This window comes from Hydrogenophaga sp., from assembly GCF_041913525.1.
Lineage (GTDB): Bacteria > Pseudomonadota > Gammaproteobacteria > Burkholderiales > Burkholderiaceae_C > Hydrogenophaga.
Map to the genome: position 1 here is coordinate 81,326 of NZ_JAYSFD010000007.1, position 15,835 is coordinate 97,160.

The 15,835-nt window shown below is 66.9% G+C and carries 11 protein-coding genes and 1 other RNA gene; 10 read left to right on the forward strand and 2 right to left on the reverse strand.

Annotated features, from left to right (window positions below; genetic code table 11):
• Positions 1–35: 35 nt before the first annotated feature.
• The 5 genes from ACE3RQ_RS10630 to ACE3RQ_RS10650 all read left to right on the forward strand — a co-directional run bounded on the left by ACE3RQ_RS10630 (position 36) and on the right by ACE3RQ_RS10650 (position 9,466).
• On the forward strand, positions 36–2,639 hold the full coding sequence (locus tag ACE3RQ_RS10630) for a PD-(D/E)XK nuclease family protein (protein WP_374521952.1): 2,604 nt from the start codon (positions 36–38) through the stop codon (positions 2,637–2,639).
• A complete protein-coding gene (locus ACE3RQ_RS10635; RefSeq protein WP_374521953.1) occupies positions 2,636–5,920 on the forward strand; it encodes a UvrD-helicase domain-containing protein in 3,285 nt (1,094 codons plus the stop codon). Before ACE3RQ_RS10630 ends, ACE3RQ_RS10635 begins: the two co-directional genes overlap by 4 nt.
• Positions 5,910–7,214 (forward strand): TIGR03862 family flavoprotein, encoded by a 1,305-nt coding sequence (locus ACE3RQ_RS10640; RefSeq protein ID WP_374521954.1) that lies wholly within the window; start codon positions 5,910–5,912, stop codon positions 7,212–7,214. Before ACE3RQ_RS10635 ends, ACE3RQ_RS10640 begins: the two co-directional genes overlap by 11 nt.
• Before the next feature lie 156 nt (positions 7,215–7,370).
• Complete coding sequence (locus ACE3RQ_RS10645; RefSeq protein WP_374521955.1) at positions 7,371–7,841, forward strand: cache domain-containing protein; 471 nt, start codon at positions 7,371–7,373, stop codon at positions 7,839–7,841.
• Between the two features lie 62 nt (positions 7,842–7,903).
• Positions 7,904–9,466: a methyl-accepting chemotaxis protein gene (locus ACE3RQ_RS10650; RefSeq protein ID WP_374521956.1), complete on the forward strand. Its 1,563-nt coding sequence runs from the start codon at positions 7,904–7,906 to the stop codon at positions 9,464–9,466.
• Between the two features lie 80 nt (positions 9,467–9,546).
• Here ACE3RQ_RS10650 and ffs read toward each other — a convergent pair.
• Positions 9,547–9,643: signal recognition particle sRNA small type (gene ffs / locus ACE3RQ_RS10655), an RNA gene on the reverse strand.
• Positions 9,644–9,714: 71 nt separating this feature from the next.
• Between ffs and dnaX the strand changes: the two genes are divergently transcribed.
• The 5 genes from dnaX to ACE3RQ_RS10680 all read left to right on the forward strand — a co-directional run bounded on the left by dnaX (position 9,715) and on the right by ACE3RQ_RS10680 (position 14,237).
• On the forward strand, positions 9,715–11,670 hold the full coding sequence (gene dnaX / locus ACE3RQ_RS10660; RefSeq protein ID WP_374521957.1) for a DNA polymerase III subunit gamma/tau: 1,956 nt from the start codon (positions 9,715–9,717) through the stop codon (positions 11,668–11,670).
• 29 nt (positions 11,671–11,699) lie between these two features.
• Complete coding sequence (locus tag ACE3RQ_RS10665) at positions 11,700–12,032, forward strand: YbaB/EbfC family nucleoid-associated protein (protein WP_374521958.1); 333 nt, start codon at positions 11,700–11,702, stop codon at positions 12,030–12,032.
• 9 nt (positions 12,033–12,041) lie between these two features.
• Entirely contained in the window at positions 12,042–12,641 is a 600-nt protein-coding gene (gene recR / locus ACE3RQ_RS10670; RefSeq protein ID WP_374521959.1) for a recombination mediator RecR, read from the forward strand.
• A gap of 31 nt (positions 12,642–12,672) precedes the next feature.
• The gene (locus tag ACE3RQ_RS10675; RefSeq protein WP_374521960.1) at positions 12,673–13,077 is read left to right on the forward strand and encodes an MAPEG family protein; all 405 of its coding nucleotides are present in this window, start codon (positions 12,673–12,675) and stop codon (positions 13,075–13,077) included.
• Positions 13,078–13,304: 227 nt separating this feature from the next.
• Complete coding sequence (locus tag ACE3RQ_RS10680; RefSeq protein ID WP_374521962.1) at positions 13,305–14,237, forward strand: ABC transporter substrate-binding protein; 933 nt, start codon at positions 13,305–13,307, stop codon at positions 14,235–14,237.
• A 28-nt stretch (positions 14,238–14,265) separates the two neighbouring features.
• On the opposite strand, the gene ACE3RQ_RS10685 is transcribed toward ACE3RQ_RS10680, so the two are convergent.
• The gene (locus tag ACE3RQ_RS10685) at positions 14,266–15,828 is read right to left on the reverse strand and encodes a transglycosylase SLT domain-containing protein (protein WP_374522075.1); all 1,563 of its coding nucleotides are present in this window, start codon (positions 15,826–15,828) and stop codon (positions 14,266–14,268) included.
• Positions 15,829–15,835: the final 7 nt, after the last annotated feature.

A 15,835-nucleotide genomic window follows, 5' to 3' on the forward strand; every position in this document is an offset into this window, starting at 1 on the left:
TCAGGGCTTTCGATTGTGACAGAAACGCTAATTCCATGACGCCAGCCAGCCTGAGCCCAGCGCCTGACCCGCGTGCCTCCTTGCAGGCTTCTCCCGCCTCGCGTGCCTGGTCCGGCGCGATGGCGCAAATCGAACACTTCCTCACGGTGCGCAACTGCCACCCCGCGCGGCTGACTGTGCTGGTGCCTTATGCCCAGCTCATGGAGCCAGCGCGGCGTGCCTGGGCGTTGCGCCACCCCAGTGCCATGTCCCCGCGCTTTGAGACCACCCGCAACTGGGCGTCGGGCTTGCAGCCTTTTGACCCTGCGCCCACCGATTTGTCGATGGACGCAGCGCGTGACACGCTGATGGCCAGTTCGATGCTGGAGCGTTGGGTGCCTCGGGACGAGGCCGCCCTGCGGCGGGAACTCACCGAGCGGCTGGTCGAGGCTGCGCGCCAACTGGCGCCGGTGGCGGCGGCCCAGCCGCCCGCCGAGCGCGCGCAGTGGGCGCAGGGCCTGGAGGAAGAGGTGGTGGGGCCCTGGGTCAATTTGCGCTGGGAGGCGCTGATCGCGCGCCTGGCGCTCACGTGGGCTGCGGCCTCGTCTTACCCGACCGATGTCTTGTGGGGTGAGCTGGCCGCGCCGGGCGAGGTCGCTGACGGGTTGCTGGTGCTGCAGGGATATCAGCCCGATCTCCTGGCTCAGGCGTTGACCCGCCGTTGGGGCGACGCGGCTTGTACGCTGGAGTTGCCCCCAGAGCCTGAGCAAGACACGGGTTCCTGGGGTTTTCATCCCTCGTCCGATGCGGAAGACGAGGCCCAGCGGGCGGCCGCTTGTGTGTTGGCGCACCTGGCGGCCGGCCGTGTGCCCGTGGCCTTGGTGGCGAATGACCGCTTGCTGACGCGGCGAATCGCCGCGTGGTTGCATGGTGTGGGCGTGGCTGTTCGCGATGAGACGGGTTGGAAGCTGTCCACCACGCAGGCCGCCGCTCGCGTGGTTGGCCTGTTGCGCGCGGTGGACCCCAGGGCCAGCACCGATGACGTGATCGACTGGCTCAAGCACTCGCCGGCCTATGACGCCGCCGCCGTGTCGGCCCTGGAGGCTCAGGCCCGACGGGCCGGGCTGTCGCAATGGCGCCAGGTGCAGGCGGGCTTGGCCGATCACATTCCTGAAGGCGTCGCGGATGTGCTCGGCGACCTGGGCGCGTCGCGCCCGTTGCCTGTCTGGCTGAAGGACGTGGGTGCCGCGCTGGGCGCTTGTGGGCAATGGGCCGAACTCGAAGCCGATGCAGCAGGGCGCCAGTTGGTGCAGGCCTTGCGGCTGGGCGAGGCTGGCATCGAGCTGGCATCGCTGGAGGGTTGGAGCGACGCCGAGCGGCGACCGGCCCGGCGCTGGAGCCTGTCGATGTTCACCGCCTGGGTGCGCGACGTGCTGGAGGGCAGTGGCTTTCAGCCGCCCGTGTCGGCGCAAGCCGATGTGGTGGTGCTGCCGCTGGCCCAGCTGCTCTGCCGCGAGGTGGGGGCGGTGGTGGTGCCGGGCTGCGATGAGGTGCATCTCAGCCCCAACCCCGAGCCTTCAGGGCAGTGGACGCCTGCCCAGCGCCAGGCGCTCGGTCTGCCAGACCGGGAAGCCCTGGCCCAGGCGCTGCGCCGCGCTTGGGGCTGGTTGCAGGGTGAGCCGATGGTGGACCTGCTGTGGCGAACTTCTCACCGTGGCGAGGCCGCCAGCGCGAGCCCCTGGGTGCTGGCCCTGCAGGCGCAAGCCAGCCCAGACCCCCGAGTGGCCCGCGGCCTGGCGGCGGCACCGCCCTCGGCAGAGGCACCCGATGCCCCGACCCTCGTGCCCCATGCGCTGTCGGCGAGTGCTTATCAAGACCTGCGAACCTGCCCTTACAAGTTTTTTGCGTTGAGGATGCTGCAACTGGGCGAGGCCGACGAGCTGGATGCCGAGGTTGACCAGCGCGATTTGGGCAACTGGCTGCATGAGGTGTTGCGCCAGTTCCATGAGGGCAGGGCAGACGCTGGCGCCTCGCCAGAGAGGGATCGCGAGCGTCTCGACGCTCTGGCGCAAGACACGGCACGACAGCGCGGCCTGCTGGCCCAGGCCGATGGCGCGCCCTTCCTGCCCTTCTTGGCGGTCTGGCCGGGCTTGCGTGACGGCTACCTTGACTGGCTGCGCCGCCATGAGGCGGTGGCGGATGGCGCTGCGCCCGTGTTTGAGGCCGCCGAAGTGTCCAAGCAAGTGCCTCTCGGCCCCTGGAAACTGCGTGGCCAGCTTGACCGAATCGATCGGCAGGACGGCCCCAATGGTCCCATTCGCATCGTGATGGACTACAAGACCGAAAGCCGGCAGACCACGCGAGATCGAGTGGCCAATCCGCTGGAGGACACCCAACTCGCTTTCTATGCTGCCCTCCTGCCCGACGAGCGCCTGCGCGCTGGCTACCTCAGCATCACCGACCAGCGCAATGACCGCGACCCGGCCACCCATTTCTTTGAATTGCCCGACGTGATGGAGGCCCGTGAGCGCTTGCTGGACGCCATTCGGCACGACCTGGAGCGCCTCGCCGCTGGCGCCAAACTGCCTGCCCTGGGCGAGGGCCGTTCGTGTGAGCATTGCGCCGCCCGTGGGCTGTGCAGGAAGGACTTCCGCGCATGAACGCCCAGGCCGCTGCTTATCAGATTGATGGCCGCCCGGCATCGCCCGAGGCTTTCTACGCCGTGGCCTGTGACCCGCGACGCAGCGTGGCGGTGGAGGCCTGCGCTGGCGCCGGCAAAACCTGGATGCTGGTGTCGCGGATGCTGCGTGCGCTGGCCGACGGCTGCGCGCCGCAAGACATCCTGGCCATTACCTTCACCAAAAAAGCCGCAGGGGAGATGCGCGACCGGCTAAGCCAAGTGCTGCGCCAGTGGGCGTCGATGGACGAAGAGGCCCTGCTGCAAGAGTTGCGACTGCGTGGTGTGCCGCCCGAGCAGGCCCGCGCCCAGGCCCCTGAGCTGCGGGGTCTGCACGCGCGCGTGCTGGCCACTGGCCGCGCGGTGCAGGTTCGCACTTTTCACAGTTGGTTCGCGGCCATCCTGCGCAATGCCCCGCTGTCGGTGTTGCAAGACCTGGGGCTGCCGCCCAGCTACGAGCTGCTGGAAGACGATTCGCAGGCGGTCGAGCGCGTGTGGCCCCGGTTTTACGCGGCCCTGGCGGCCAACGCGGAAGACCAGGCCGACTTCTTCGATGCGGTGCGCGAGTTCGGTCGCTCGCAGACCCTGAAGGCCTTGACCAATGCCCTGGCCAAGCGGGTGGAGTTTGTCTTGGCGGACGAGGTGGGCGTGGTGGACGCGTCCGTCGAGCCCTTCGCGCAGATCGTGCCGGCGCTGGCGGCCTTTGCAGACCCGGTGCATGCATTGGGAGTGCCCGGTGCTCGCGCCCGGTGGCATGCCCGGGCCCAGGCCTTGGGCCAAGAGGCCAACAAGACGCCGCGAGACGCGGCTGCCCGCGTGATTGACGCCTTTGAGTTGCCCGATGGGCCGGACAGCGCCGCTCAGCGCCTGGCCATTCTGCGCAAGGCCTTTTTCGTGGCCGACGAAGATCGCCTCACCAAGAATCTCACCAAGTTCGCCGCCGCCCAGGAGGCCGAGGCCGAACTCGCTGAGGTGTGCCTGGCCGTGCGCCAGCACAAGGCCTGGGCACATCACCAGCGACTGGCCCGGCTGACCCGGGTGCTGCTGCGCTGCTACGCCGATCTCAAGCGCGAGCGGGGCTGGGTGGACATGAACGACGTGGAAGGCGCGGCCCGCCACCTGCTGGGCAATGCCGAGTTGTCGGGCTGGATGCAGCAACGCCTGGACGCGCGCATTCGCCAGTTGCTGATCGACGAGTTTCAAGACACCAACCCCCTGCAATGGCAAGCCCTGTACGGCTGGCTCAGCGCCTATGCAGGCGCGGGCAGTGCCGATGCGCCGGTGGTGTTTCTGGTGGGCGACCCCAAGCAGTCGATCTACCGCTTCCGCCGTGCCGAGCCGCAGGTGTTCAAGGCCGCGCAAGCCTTTGTGGTGCAGGGCCTGGGGGGAGCGCTGCTCAGTTGCGACCACACCCGCCGCTGCGCGCCTGCCGTGGTGAGCGCGTTCAACGCCGCCATGCTTGAGGCCGTGCAGGCCGGCGAATACGGCACCCCCGAAGGCAGCGCCTACCGCGCGCACACCACCGCCAGTCAGGCCGAGGGGGCGGTGCTGGCCCTGCCGCCCGTGCCTCGCCCCGAGAAGTCGGCGCAGGCCCAGGACGAATGGCGCGACAGCCTCACCACGCCACGCCACACGCCCGAAGACACCATGTCGGCCCGTGAGGCCCGCCAGGCGGCGGACTGGCTGTGCGCCGAGATCGCCGCCGGGCGCCTTGCCCCCGGCGAAGTGATGGTGCTGGCGCGCAAGCGCGAGCGCCTGGCCTGGATGCACGAGGCCTTGCGCGAGCGCGGCATCGCCAGCGAACAACCCGAAAAGCTTGACCTTGGCGACCACCCGGCGGTGCAAGACATCGTGGCCTTGGTGGATGCCCTGGTCTCTCCCCACCACGATCTCAGCCTCGCCCGTGCCCTGCGGTCCCCGGTGTTCGGCTGGGGGGATGCCCAGTTGGCCGAATTGGCCAAGCAGAGCAAGGCGAGCGGGCAGGCCCGCTGGTGGGACGTGCTTCAGACGGCGGCCAACGAGTCGATCGCGCCGCCCGAATGGGTGGCCTGCGCCGAGCGGCTGCGCACCTGGCAGAAGGCCTTCTTGTCGGTGCCCCCGCACGATGCCCTCGCGCAGGTCTATCGCGAAGCCGACATCTTGGCCCGGTACGCGCAAGCGGTGCCGTCGCGCATGCGGGCCTCCACCTTGTCTGCCTTGCGCGATCTGCTGGCCCAGTCCCTGGCGCAGGACGGTGGTCGCTTCCTCACGGCTTACCGTTGGGTTCGCGCCCTGAAGGCAGGGGGCATCGCGGCCACGCCCTGCATCGCGGACGACGCCGTGCGCCTGCTCACCATCCACGGCGCCAAAGGCTTGGAGGCCCACACCGTGCTGCTGCTGGACACCGACAGCGCCGCCGCGCGCGCCGACACCATGGGTGTGCTCGTGGACTGGCCCGGCGAGATGCCGCACCCGAGGCGTTTTGTGTTCCTGGCCAGCGAAAAACAGCCGCCGGCTTGCGCTCGCGACGCACTGGCCCTTGAGCAGCAAGCCCGCGCCCTGGAAGAGCTCAATGCCCTCTACGTGGCCCTCACCCGGGCCGAACATCAGGTGGTGGTGTCCAGCTTCGACCCTTACAGCCGGGGCCAGGCACGGTCGTGGGCGCAGCGCCTGCGGCCATTGGCCGAACCACTCGCTGCCCCTGAGGCGGTCGAGGCGGCTTCGCAGCAAGAGCCAGCGATCGTGCTGCCCGAGTTGCCGGCCTGGCGGCCGCCTGCGCCAACTCAGGTGGCACCTGCGGTCGCCGAAGACGACGCCACCCGCATCGGCAAGGCCATGCACCGCCTGCTGCAGTGGCTGCCCACCCCGCTGCGCGATTTCCGCTGGGCGGACGTGCACGCACAGGCGGTGGCCAAGGAGTTTTCGCTGGATCGGGAACAGCTGAACCAGGCCCTGCTGGCCGCGCGCAGTGTGCTGGATGGCGAAGCCGCCTGGGCCTGGGATTCGCAGCACCTGGACCACTGGGGCAACGAGGTGGAACTCTGGCACCAGGGCGAGCGCTTGCGCCTGGACCGCCTGGTGCGCGAGCGGGCCACCGGCTGCTGGTGGGTGCTCGATTTCAAGAGCACCGAGACCCCCCAACACAAGCCCGAGCTGCTGGCCCAGCTTCGGCGCTACCGCGAGGCCCTGCAGGCCGCCCACCCTGGGCAGCCGCTGCGCCTGGCTTTCATCAACGCTAAAGGCCGGCTGATCGAGCCGGCGCTGGATTCCCTCGATGTCCGCTGAGTCTTCTGTTTCTTTGATGCCCGATCACGACACGCTGGAGGTGGTGGTCGTGGGCGGTGGTCCTGCCGGCCTGATGGCGGCCGAGGTGTTGAGCCAGGCTGGGCACACCGTGGACTTGTTCGACGCCATGCCCTCGGTGGGCCGCAAGTTTTTGCTGGCGGGCAAAGGTGGCCTGAACCTGACCCACGCCGAACCCCTGCCGGCATTCATCGGCCGCTACGGTGAGCGCGCATCGGCAGTGGCGCCCTGGCTGGAGGCCTTTGGTCCTGATGCCTTGCGCGCCTGGGCGGCAGGTCTGGGCATTGACACCTTCGTGGGCACTTCGCAGCGGGTGTTTCCATCGGAGATGAAGGCGGCCCCCTTGCTGCGCGCCTGGTTGTACCGCTTGCGCCACCCCGCGCCGCCCGGCGTGCCGGTGCGCTTTCACATGCGGCACCGCTGGCTGGGGTGGAACGCTGACGGTGCGCTGTGTTTTGACTCGCCCAGTGGCCCTGTGGCTCGGCACGCGAAGGCCACCGTGCTGGCCCTCGGCGGCGCAAGCTGGCCCAGGCTCGGTTCCGATGGGGCATGGCAGACGCCCCTGAGCGAGGTGGGCATTGCGGTGGCGCCACTGGTGCCCGCCAACTGCGGCTTCGATGTGGCCGGCTCTGCGGTGCATGGCATTCAAGAGGGCTGGAGCGAGGTGTTCGCTCAGCGGTGGGCAGGGCAGCCCTTCAAGTCGGTGGCGCTGACCTTCACCGACGGCCTGGGCCGACGCTTCGAGCGCAAAGGCGAGTTCGTGGCCACGCAGACCGGCGTGGAGGGCAGCCTGATCTACGCCGCCTCGGCCTTGCTGCGCGATGAAATCGCACGCAGCGGCCAGGCCACCTTTCACCTCAATCTGTTGCCAGACCGCTCACCGGCCAATGTGTTGGCCCAGGTGGCACACCCTCGGGGCTCGCGCAGCCTGTCCAGCCACCTCAAGAGCCGGCTCGGCATTGACGGCATCAAGCTCGCTTTGCTGTACGAGTGCCTGGACAAGGCCACGCTGGAGAACCCCGTCGAACTGGCCTGCGCGATTCAGGCCTTGCCGATCACCTTGCTGCGCCCCCGTCCCGTGGCAGAGGCCATCAGCACGGCGGGTGGTGTGCGGCTGGAGGCCCTGGACGACCACCTCATGGTGCACCAACGGCCCGGTCTTTTCGTGGCCGGTGAGATGCTGGATTGGGAAGCCCCAACGGGCGGCTATTTGTTGACCGCCACCATGGCAAGTGGAAGGGTGTCGGGCCAGGGCGTGGCGGCGTACTTGGCTTGATGTCGCCACACAGCCAATGCGTGCCAATTTGCCAAGTGGAGCCAGTGGCTTGTTTTGATGGAATGAGCACTAAAGAATTATTGTTTGCCGGTCGATAGTTGGGTGCCTGCCCAGCAGGAAGGCTCTCAGGGCCCATCCATCCAAACGGAGCAAACAATGAAGAGACGTTCTCACCTCAAATTCCTCATCGCCGCCACGGCAGGTCTGTGTGTCCATGGTGCCGTCCTGGCCCAAGAAAGAGCCAGCAAAGAAGAGGCGATAGCGATGGCCAAGGCAGCGGTTGCCCATGCCGCGAAGCACGGCAAAGACAAAGCCATGGCGGACTTCAACGATCCCGCCAGTGCCGAGTGGCACAAAAAAGACCTGTATGTCTTTGCCGTCACCATGGCCGGCGACGTGCTGGCGCATGGCATCAATGGGAAACTGATTGGCAAGAACGTGATCGATACCAAGGACCCCGGCGGAAAACTGATGATCCAGGAGTTCCGCGATATCGCCACCAAAGGCGGAGGCTGGGTGGACTACGACTGGCCTCACCCGCAGACGAAGAAGGTCGAAGCCAAGACTTCCTACGTGATCCGTTTTTCCAATATCGACGCCTTCGTCGGCGTGGGTGTCTACCGCTAAACGGGCTGATGGCTCGCTGTTCCAGCGGGCCATCTTTCACACGACCAACCAGTGGAGTCGTCATGTACAAAAAACTGCAAGACAGTTCAGTGACCGTGAAGGTTGGGCTGGCCCCCGCATTTGCCGTGCTTTGTCTGCTATTGCTGGGCGCCGTGGCCCTCGTCTCAAATGCCCGGCTGAGCGAATCCTTGGTCGATGTCGGCGATGTGCGTGTGCCCCGCATTGCCGGGGCAGGTGCGCTTTCCGCTGAGCTGTTGGGCATTCACGCAGGCATCAACCAGAGCCTGGCGTGGGAAGGCGCTGGCTTCAAGGCCGACACCATAGTGGCCCATGACAAGCAGCTTGGTGAGCGGATGGCGGCTTACGCTAGGGAACTTGACGCGGCAGCGGCCGACACTACCCTGACGGGGGCCGAGCGAGAGAGCCTCCAAGCCGCCTCCAAAGAGTTTGCCAAGTACCGTGAGAACGCGATGGCCGCCCTGGACATCAAGACCGGGATGCTGGCCAACGCGGCTACCTTCCTGACCTTGATCGAAGACAGCTTCAACAACCTCACGGCCCGGTTGGACAACGTGGTGAAGGCACAAACGAAATTGGCGCATGCCTCCGTTCAGGCTGGACGCGAGATATCGCAGGGGAATCAGTGGGTGATGCTGGTCTGCCTGGGCCTGGCGCTGACGCTGTCCACCGCCATCTCGGTGTTTATGGCCCGCCTCATCGTGAAACCGCTCCTGGATGCCTCCCGCGTTGCCCTGGCCGTTGCGGCTGGTGACCTGAGTGTTCGGCCGCAAGAGGCCGCCAGCCAGGACGCCACCGGCCAGGTGATCCAGTCGCTCGACGAGGTGACGACCCGGCTGTCCGGTCTGGTTCGAGACATCCGAGAAACGGCCGACCAAGTCTCGCTTGCCTCAGCCGAAATCGCCACCGGCAATGCCGACTTGTCGTCTCGAACCGAGAACACCGCGGCGGCTTTGCAGCAGACTGCCGCCTCCATCGAACATTTGTCAGAGACGGTTCGTGGCAGCGCCGTCAGCGCCACCGAGGCTGCCAAGCTTGCCGATCAGGCAACGGCGGTTGCCAGCGAGGGGGGCGCGGTCGTGAAGGACGTGGTGAGCACCATGGAGGCCATCAACGTCCAGGCACGCAAGATCGGCGAAATCATCGCGGTCATCGATGCCATCGCCTTTCAGACCAACATCCTGGCCCTCAACGCCGCCGTCGAGGCCGCCAGGGCAGGCGAGCAGGGCCGAGGTTTCAGCGTGGTGGCCGCCGAAGTTCGGACTCTGGCCAGCCGAAGCGCCGACGCGGCCAAGGAGATTCGTGAACTCATCGGGTCATCCGTTGAGCAGATCGATGGGGGAACGCAAAAGGTGCAACTCGCCGGCCGAACGATGGTCCGCATCGTGGAATCGGTCGAGTCGGTGGCGTCGCGGGTCAAGGACATCTCGGTGTCGGCTCTTGAGCAAGCCGACGGGATTGCCCAAGTCAGCGCAGCCGTGGCCGACATGGACCGCAACACCCAGCAAAACGCCGCCTTGGTGGAACAGGCAAGCGCCGCGGCCGATTCGCTCAAGGCCCAGGCCCAGACGCTGTCTTCCATGCTGACCCGGTTTCGCCTTGGCTGAGCACCTCGCCGGACGATCCGGCAATCGGTGACGGAGCCAACAAAAAAGGCGCCTCGAAAGAGGCGCCTTTGGTTTGTTTGGGTGACGAGCCTTGACCCCGGCACTGGCTCCAAGGTTAGGGCTGCTTGGTTCCCCACCTGACCCGGTTGGCCCCTTCACCATGCGGGAAGGCCCGTCAGCGGCGATTGTAGGCGATCCGCGGCGAGCCTGCCGAAGAGACACCCGACCCGGGCCGTAGAATGCCGGCCATGTCATACGTCGTTCTGGCCCGAAAGTACCGCCCCCGCACCTTCAGCGAGATGGTCGGGCAGGGCCATGTGGTCCAGGCGCTGACCAACGCCCTGACCTCCCAGCGCCTTCACCACGCCTATCTTTTCACCGGCACCCGGGGAGTGGGCAAAACCACGGTCTCGCGCATTCTGGCCAAGTCCCTGAACTGCGTCGGCGCCGATGGGCAAGGTGGTGTAACGGCCACTCCATGCGGCGTGTGCCAGGCCTGCCGGGACATCGACAGCGGCCGTTTTGTTGACTACACCGAGCTTGACGCAGCCTCCAACCGCGGCGTGGACGAGGTGCAAAGCCTGCTGGAGCAGGCGGTCTACAAGCCCGTTCAGGGGCGCTTCAAGGTCTTCATGATCGACGAGGTGCACATGCTCACCAACACTGCCTTCAACGCGATGTTGAAGACCTTGGAAGAGCCGCCCGAGTACCTCAAGTTCGTGCTGGCCACGACCGACCCGCAGAAGGTACCGGTCACGGTGCTCTCGCGCTGTCTGCAGTTCAACCTGCGTCCCATGGCGCCTGAGACGGTGCAGGAACACCTGGCATCCGTGCTGCAGGCCGAGGGCGTGAACGCCGACGCGGGTGCCCTGCGGCTGCTGGCCCGGGCGGCCCGTGGGTCGATGCGCGACGCGCTGTCCTTGACCGATCAGGCCATCGCTTTCGGGGCCGGCCAGTTGCTCGAGGCACCAGTGCGCCAGATGCTGGGCGCGGTGGACCGCGGCCATGTGCTGCGCCTGATCTTGGCCTTGGCCGAAGGCGACGGGGCTGCCGTGGTGGACACGGTGGACACCTTGCGCCTCAATGGCCTGAACGCTGCCTCGACCTTGGAGGACATGGCGGAGGTGCTGCAACGCATGGCCGTGATGCAGGCCGTTTCCGAGCGCGTGGCGGCTCAGGCCGACGCAGAAGAGCAAGAAATGGCCCGTTTGGCCTCGGTGATGCCGCCAGATGAGACGCAGTTGCTTTACAGCCTGTGCCTGCATGGCCGTGGCGAGTTGGGCCTGGCGCCTGACGAATACGCCGCCTTGACGATGGTGCTGTTGCGCTTGCTGGCGTTCAAGCCTGGCGCCTCGGCTGAAAAAAAAAGCCTGAACATTCCCAGGCCAAGGCCTGAAGCCACCGCGCCGGAGGGCCCGGCGCCATCGCATAGCCCGAAAAGCCCGCAAAACCTGCCGGTGATGGCCCCGTCGCTTACGCCGGCGGCAGCGCCCCCCACGTTCGCACCAGTGCCTGCCCCGGCCCCCGCGCCGGTGCCCCCCACGGCCACCACGTCGGCGGCGCACAGGCCTGAGCCAGCGCCCGCAGCGCCTCCCATGCAAGCCCCCGTCGCTTCAGGCGAGCCACCCATGGACGATGCGCCATGGCCCGATCCCGAAGACGAGTACTCGCCGCCTTGGGATGAGCCGATGGCGGAGCCTGCCGCGCCCGCACCGCGCCAGGTGGTGGCCGTGCCGGTGCGTGAGGCCTTGGCGCCCAAGAAGGTGGAGGCCCATCCCGCGCCTGAGCCCAGGGCCGCGCTGAACCTTCAGACCACGCCCGAGGGCGATTTCTGGCACGCCACGGTCCAAGCCCTGATCGAGGCCGAGGCCATCACCGCGCTCGTGCGCGAATTGGGCCTGCAATCGCAGTTGGTGGCGCGCGAAGCCGACCATTGGCGCCTGCACGTGGAGATGGCCTCGCTCAATCAACCCAGCGCCCGGGATCGCCTGGTGGCCGCCCTGGCCACCATCGGGCACACGGTGCGGCTCTCGGTGGAGCAGGGGCCCGTGACCGATTCGCCTGCCAAGCGCCTGCAGGCGCTGGCGCAACGCCGACAGGCCCAGGCGGAAGAGGTCATTCTGGGCGATCCTTTCGTTCAGGAAGTGATGCGCGACTTTGGGGGCAGAATCGTGCCCGGCACGCTCAAGGCGACCCCCGCCTGAGCTTTGTTTTTTGATATTCAAGGATAGACATGTTCAACAAAGGACAACTGGCCGGCCTGATGAAGCAAGCCCAGGCCATGCAAGACAACCTCAAGAAGGCCCAGGACGAACTGGCCAACATCGAAGTGACGGGCGAGTCGGGCGCGGGCTTGGTGAAGGTGGTGATGACCTGCAAGCACGACGTCAAGCGCGTCACGATCGATCCCAGCCTGCTGGCCGACGACAAGGACATGCTGGAAGACCTGGTGGCCGCTGCCTTCAACGCGGCGGTGCGCAAGGCAGAAGAGACCTCCAACGAGAAGATGGGCAAGATCACCGCGGGCATGCCTGGCTTGCCCGGTGGCATGAAATTCCCCTTCTGATCGCGAGCCGTGGCCGACAACCTCTCTATCGAGCACTTGGTGCAAGCGCTGCGTTGCTTGCCCGGCGTGGGGGTGAAGTCGGCCCAGCGCATGGCGTTTCACCTGTTGCAGCACGACCGCGAGGGGGCCATGCGCCTGTCGCAGGCCTTGGAGCAATCGGTGCGCTCGGTGCGCCACTGCGAGCTCTGTCACACCTTCACCGAAGCCCAGGTTTGCGCCACCTGCGATGACCCGCGCCGCGACCGCACGCAACTTTGCGTGGTGGAGACGCCAGCCGATCAGGCAGCGATGGAGCGCACCGGTGCGTACAAGGGCCTGTACTTCGTGCTGATGGGCAAGTTAAGCCCGCTGGATGGGGTGGGGCCGCGCGACATCGGCTTGGAAAAGCTGTTCGATCGGGTGGGCCCAGAGCAAGACCCTCCGGTGCGCGAGGTGATCCTGGCCACCAACTTCACGGCCGAAGGCGAGACCACGGCCCATGTGATCGCCCAGGCCCTGAAGGGCCGAGGCATTCAGGTCACGCGCTTGTCGCGTGGCGTGCCGGTGGGCAGCGAACTGGAATACGTGGACCTTGGCACGATTGCGCATGCCCTGGTCGATCGCCGGTGACGGCCAAGCATTTTTTTGACGGAGCCTGGCGATGACCCAGACCAGCCTGACCGTGGCTTATTGGACGGTGTTGATTGCCGCTTTGCTGCCCATCGTGTGCGCGGGTGTGGCGAAATGGGGCGCCGTGGGCAAGTCGAGGCGCGAGGGCGGCTACGACAACCACAATCCCCGCGCCTGGCTGGCCAAGCAGAGCGATTGGCGTGCCAGGGCCAACGCCGCACAGGCCAACAGCTTTGAAGCCATGCCGTTTTTCATCGGCGCGGTGATCATTGCTCACCAGCTGCATGCGCCGCAGATGCGCCTGGACGTACTGGCCTTCACCTGGGTGGTGCTGCGCATGCTCTACATCCTGATGTACCTGGCCGACATGGCTACCATGCGCAGCGTGGTGTGGGTGCTGGCCCTTGGTGTCAACGTCGGCATTCTCTTTCTCTGAGCGGGGCCAAAGCCCCGTGTAAACCCGCTCGGGAATCGCCCCGATGCGGCAACATCGCTTCCCCCCTAGCCTGAAGCCATTGGCAAGGTGCCAGTGGCACCATGAGAGGGAAGGCAGCCATGGGGAGTCGGCGTCACTTTATGGCGGCCGGGCTGGGGGCCTGCGCATGGTGGGCTTCCTCGGCCGTTGCCGCCGCTGCTGATCGGGTAACGAGCACGCGCCTCGTGGTGGCGCTCGACCAGCGCGCCTCGCTCTTGCATTTGCCCCTCACCATCGCGGAGCGACTGGGCTACTTTGAGGCAGAGGGCGTGAGCGTGGAGCTACGCGAGTTCGGTAGCCCCTCGAATGCCGCGCAAGCCGTGCTTCGCCGGGAGGCCCATCTTCTGTGCGCTCCGCTCGGGCAGTTTGGGCTGGCACGCGACCAGGCGAACCAGGCGCTCTTGCGTTCTTTTGTGCTGCTCTCCCGCACCCCGCAACTGGTGCTGGGTCTCTCGATCAAAACCCTGCCGCAGGACGCGGAACTCGTGGCCTTGAGGGGCCGCCGCATCGGTGTGCCAGCCATCGGGTCCATGGCCGATCGAACGGGACGCGCCTTGTTGCGGCGGGCCTTCGTGGCGCCTGAAGACCTGGAGTGGGTGCCGCTGGCCCACCCCTTTGCCGCGGTGCAGGCCTTTCGTAACGGGCAAGTCGATGCGCTCTGCTACAGCGATCCGGCCATTCGTCAACTGGAGCAACTGGGCGAGCTGCGGGCCGTGGTCGATACCCGAAGCCTGCGGGGCTGCATTGACGTTTTTGGCGGCCCGCTGCCCTCGGCATGCCTCGGCGCACCCGCCAGCTTCCTCAGCCAGTACCCTCGCTCGTCACAGGCCGTGGCCGATGCGGTGGTGCGGGCCTTGAAGTGGTTGCAGAGCGCCGAACCGGCGGATGTGATCAAGGTGGTGCCGGAGCCTTATTTCCTGGGCGACCGCTACCTCTATCTGCAAGCGTTCGTGCGCACGCGAGACGCCTGGTCCGGCGACGGCGTCATGCCCACCAGCGGAGTGGCGGTGGTTCGAGACGTGTTTGAAGCCGGCGATGCCGCTGGTGTGAGCAAGGCCATGCTGGACGACGCCTACACCAACGAACTGGCCTTGCGCGCCAAGCAGCGCTGGCGGGTCTGAGGCCGTGCCATGACGACCTCAGGGCCCTTTACTTGCGAGCGGCCACGCGGGTTTTGCTGCTGCGCTCGGTCTTGGTGCGACTGCTGGCCACCTTCTTGGTCTTGGTGGTCGGCGCGGCCGCTGTGGTCTTCGAGCCTGTCTTGGCGGATGCCTTGGCGCCAGTGCGGGTCGTGCTCGTCCGGTCAACGGCCGCCACGGCCACCCGCTGCGGCAGCATCAGGGCCACTTTCTGGCCGGGCTTGAGGGCAGCAGTCGCGGCCAGCTTGTTCCACTCGGCCACGCTGGCAGGGCTCACGCCATAACGGCTGGCCAGGCGGGCCACGGTCTCGCCCTTGCGGGCCTTCACCACCGTGCGGCGCAAGATCACCTCGGGTTGGAAGCTCAGGGTGGCGTTGTCGGCCACGTGCTCGGGCACGTCGCGGTCGCGCTGGTCGTTTCGGTGCACCAGCAGGCTGGAGCCAGCCTTCACCTGCATGCGCGGTGGGATGTTGTTGACGGCGCGCAGTTCGCTCTCGCTCATGCCCACGCGCTGCGCGGCCTGCGCCACCGACATGGTGGACGGCACCACCCAGGCCGTCCACGAGGCCAGGGGGCCAGTGTGCGCGGCCAGGTTGCGCTGGAAGACGATGGCGTTGTCCCATGGCAGCAGGATGGTGGGGGTGCCGGCCGCCATCACGATGGGGTGCTTGAGTGAGGGGTTGAGCGCTCGGAAGTCGGCCTCGCTCACGCCCGAGAGGCGGGCAATCACGGCCACGTCCATGTCGCGCTCGACGGTGATGGTGTCGAAGAACGGGTGGTTGCCGATGGTGGGCAGGGTGGCGCCATAGGCCTGCGGCCGGGCGATGATGTTCTTCACCGCCTGCAGCTTGGGCACGTACATGCGTGTTTCCATCGGCATGGTCAGGTCGGTGTAGCCGGTGGGCAGGCCAGCCTTCTGGTTTTTGGTGATGGCCCGGTTCACGTTGCCTTGGCCCCAGTTGTAGGCGGCCAGCGCCAGGTGCCAGTCACCAAAGCGGGCGTGCAGCTGCTCCAGGTAGTCCAGCGCGGCGCGGGTCGAGGCCAGGACATCGCGGCGGTCGTCGCGAAAGATGTTTTGTTTCAGGTCGAAGGAGGCGCCAGTGGCGGGCATGAACTGCCACATGCCGGCGGCACGGGCGCTGGACACCGCCTGCGGATTGAAGGCGCTTTCAATGAAGGGCAGCAGGGCCAGCTCCATCGGGATGTTGCGGCGCTCAATCTCCTCGACGATGTGGAAGAGGTAGCGGCTGGAGCGCTCGGTCATGCGCTGGATGTAGTCGGGGCGGGAGGCGTACCACTGCTCGCGGTCGCGGACCAAGTCGCTTTCCAGGTCGGGCATGGAGAAGCCGCGGCGAATGCGCTCCCACAGATCGGCGGGGGCAGCCAGAGACGCCACGGGGGCCACGGAGGGGTTGGCTACCCCGAGCGTGCTGAGGGGGCCGCTGGGGGTGATTCTGGTGCTGCTGGGGGCGTGCGCGCCGCTGCGGTGGCTGTCCAGCGTGGGACTGCTGGCGTCGGGTGCCACGGTCGCACAACCGGTGATCAGAAGGCTGAGCCCCGCCAGCAGGGGCATCAGGCGG

Bases quoted from the DNA above. Each gene is read 5' to 3' on its own strand.
- ACE3RQ_RS10630 (WP_374521952.1), top strand. From the start codon at position 36: ATGACGCCAGCCAGCCTGAGCCCAGCGCCTGACCCGCGTGCCTCCTTG.
- ACE3RQ_RS10635 (WP_374521953.1), top strand. From the start codon at position 2,636: ATGAACGCCCAGGCCGCTGCTTATCAGATTGATGGCCGCCCGGCATCG.
- ACE3RQ_RS10640 (WP_374521954.1), top strand. From the start codon at position 5,910: ATGTCCGCTGAGTCTTCTGTTTCTTTGATGCCCGATCACGACACGCTG.
- ACE3RQ_RS10645 (WP_374521955.1), top strand. From the start codon at position 7,371: ATGAAGAGACGTTCTCACCTCAAATTCCTCATCGCCGCCACGGCAGGT.
- ACE3RQ_RS10650 (WP_374521956.1), top strand. From the start codon at position 7,904: ATGTACAAAAAACTGCAAGACAGTTCAGTGACCGTGAAGGTTGGGCTG.
- dnaX (WP_374521957.1), top strand. From the start codon at position 9,715: ATGTCATACGTCGTTCTGGCCCGAAAGTACCGCCCCCGCACCTTCAGC.
- ACE3RQ_RS10665 (WP_374521958.1), top strand. From the start codon at position 11,700: ATGTTCAACAAAGGACAACTGGCCGGCCTGATGAAGCAAGCCCAGGCC.
- ACE3RQ_RS10675 (WP_374521960.1), top strand. From the start codon at position 12,673: ATGACCCAGACCAGCCTGACCGTGGCTTATTGGACGGTGTTGATTGCC.
- ACE3RQ_RS10685 (WP_374522075.1), bottom strand. From the start codon at position 15,828: ATGCCCCTGCTGGCGGGGCTCAGCCTTCTGATCACCGGTTGTGCGACC.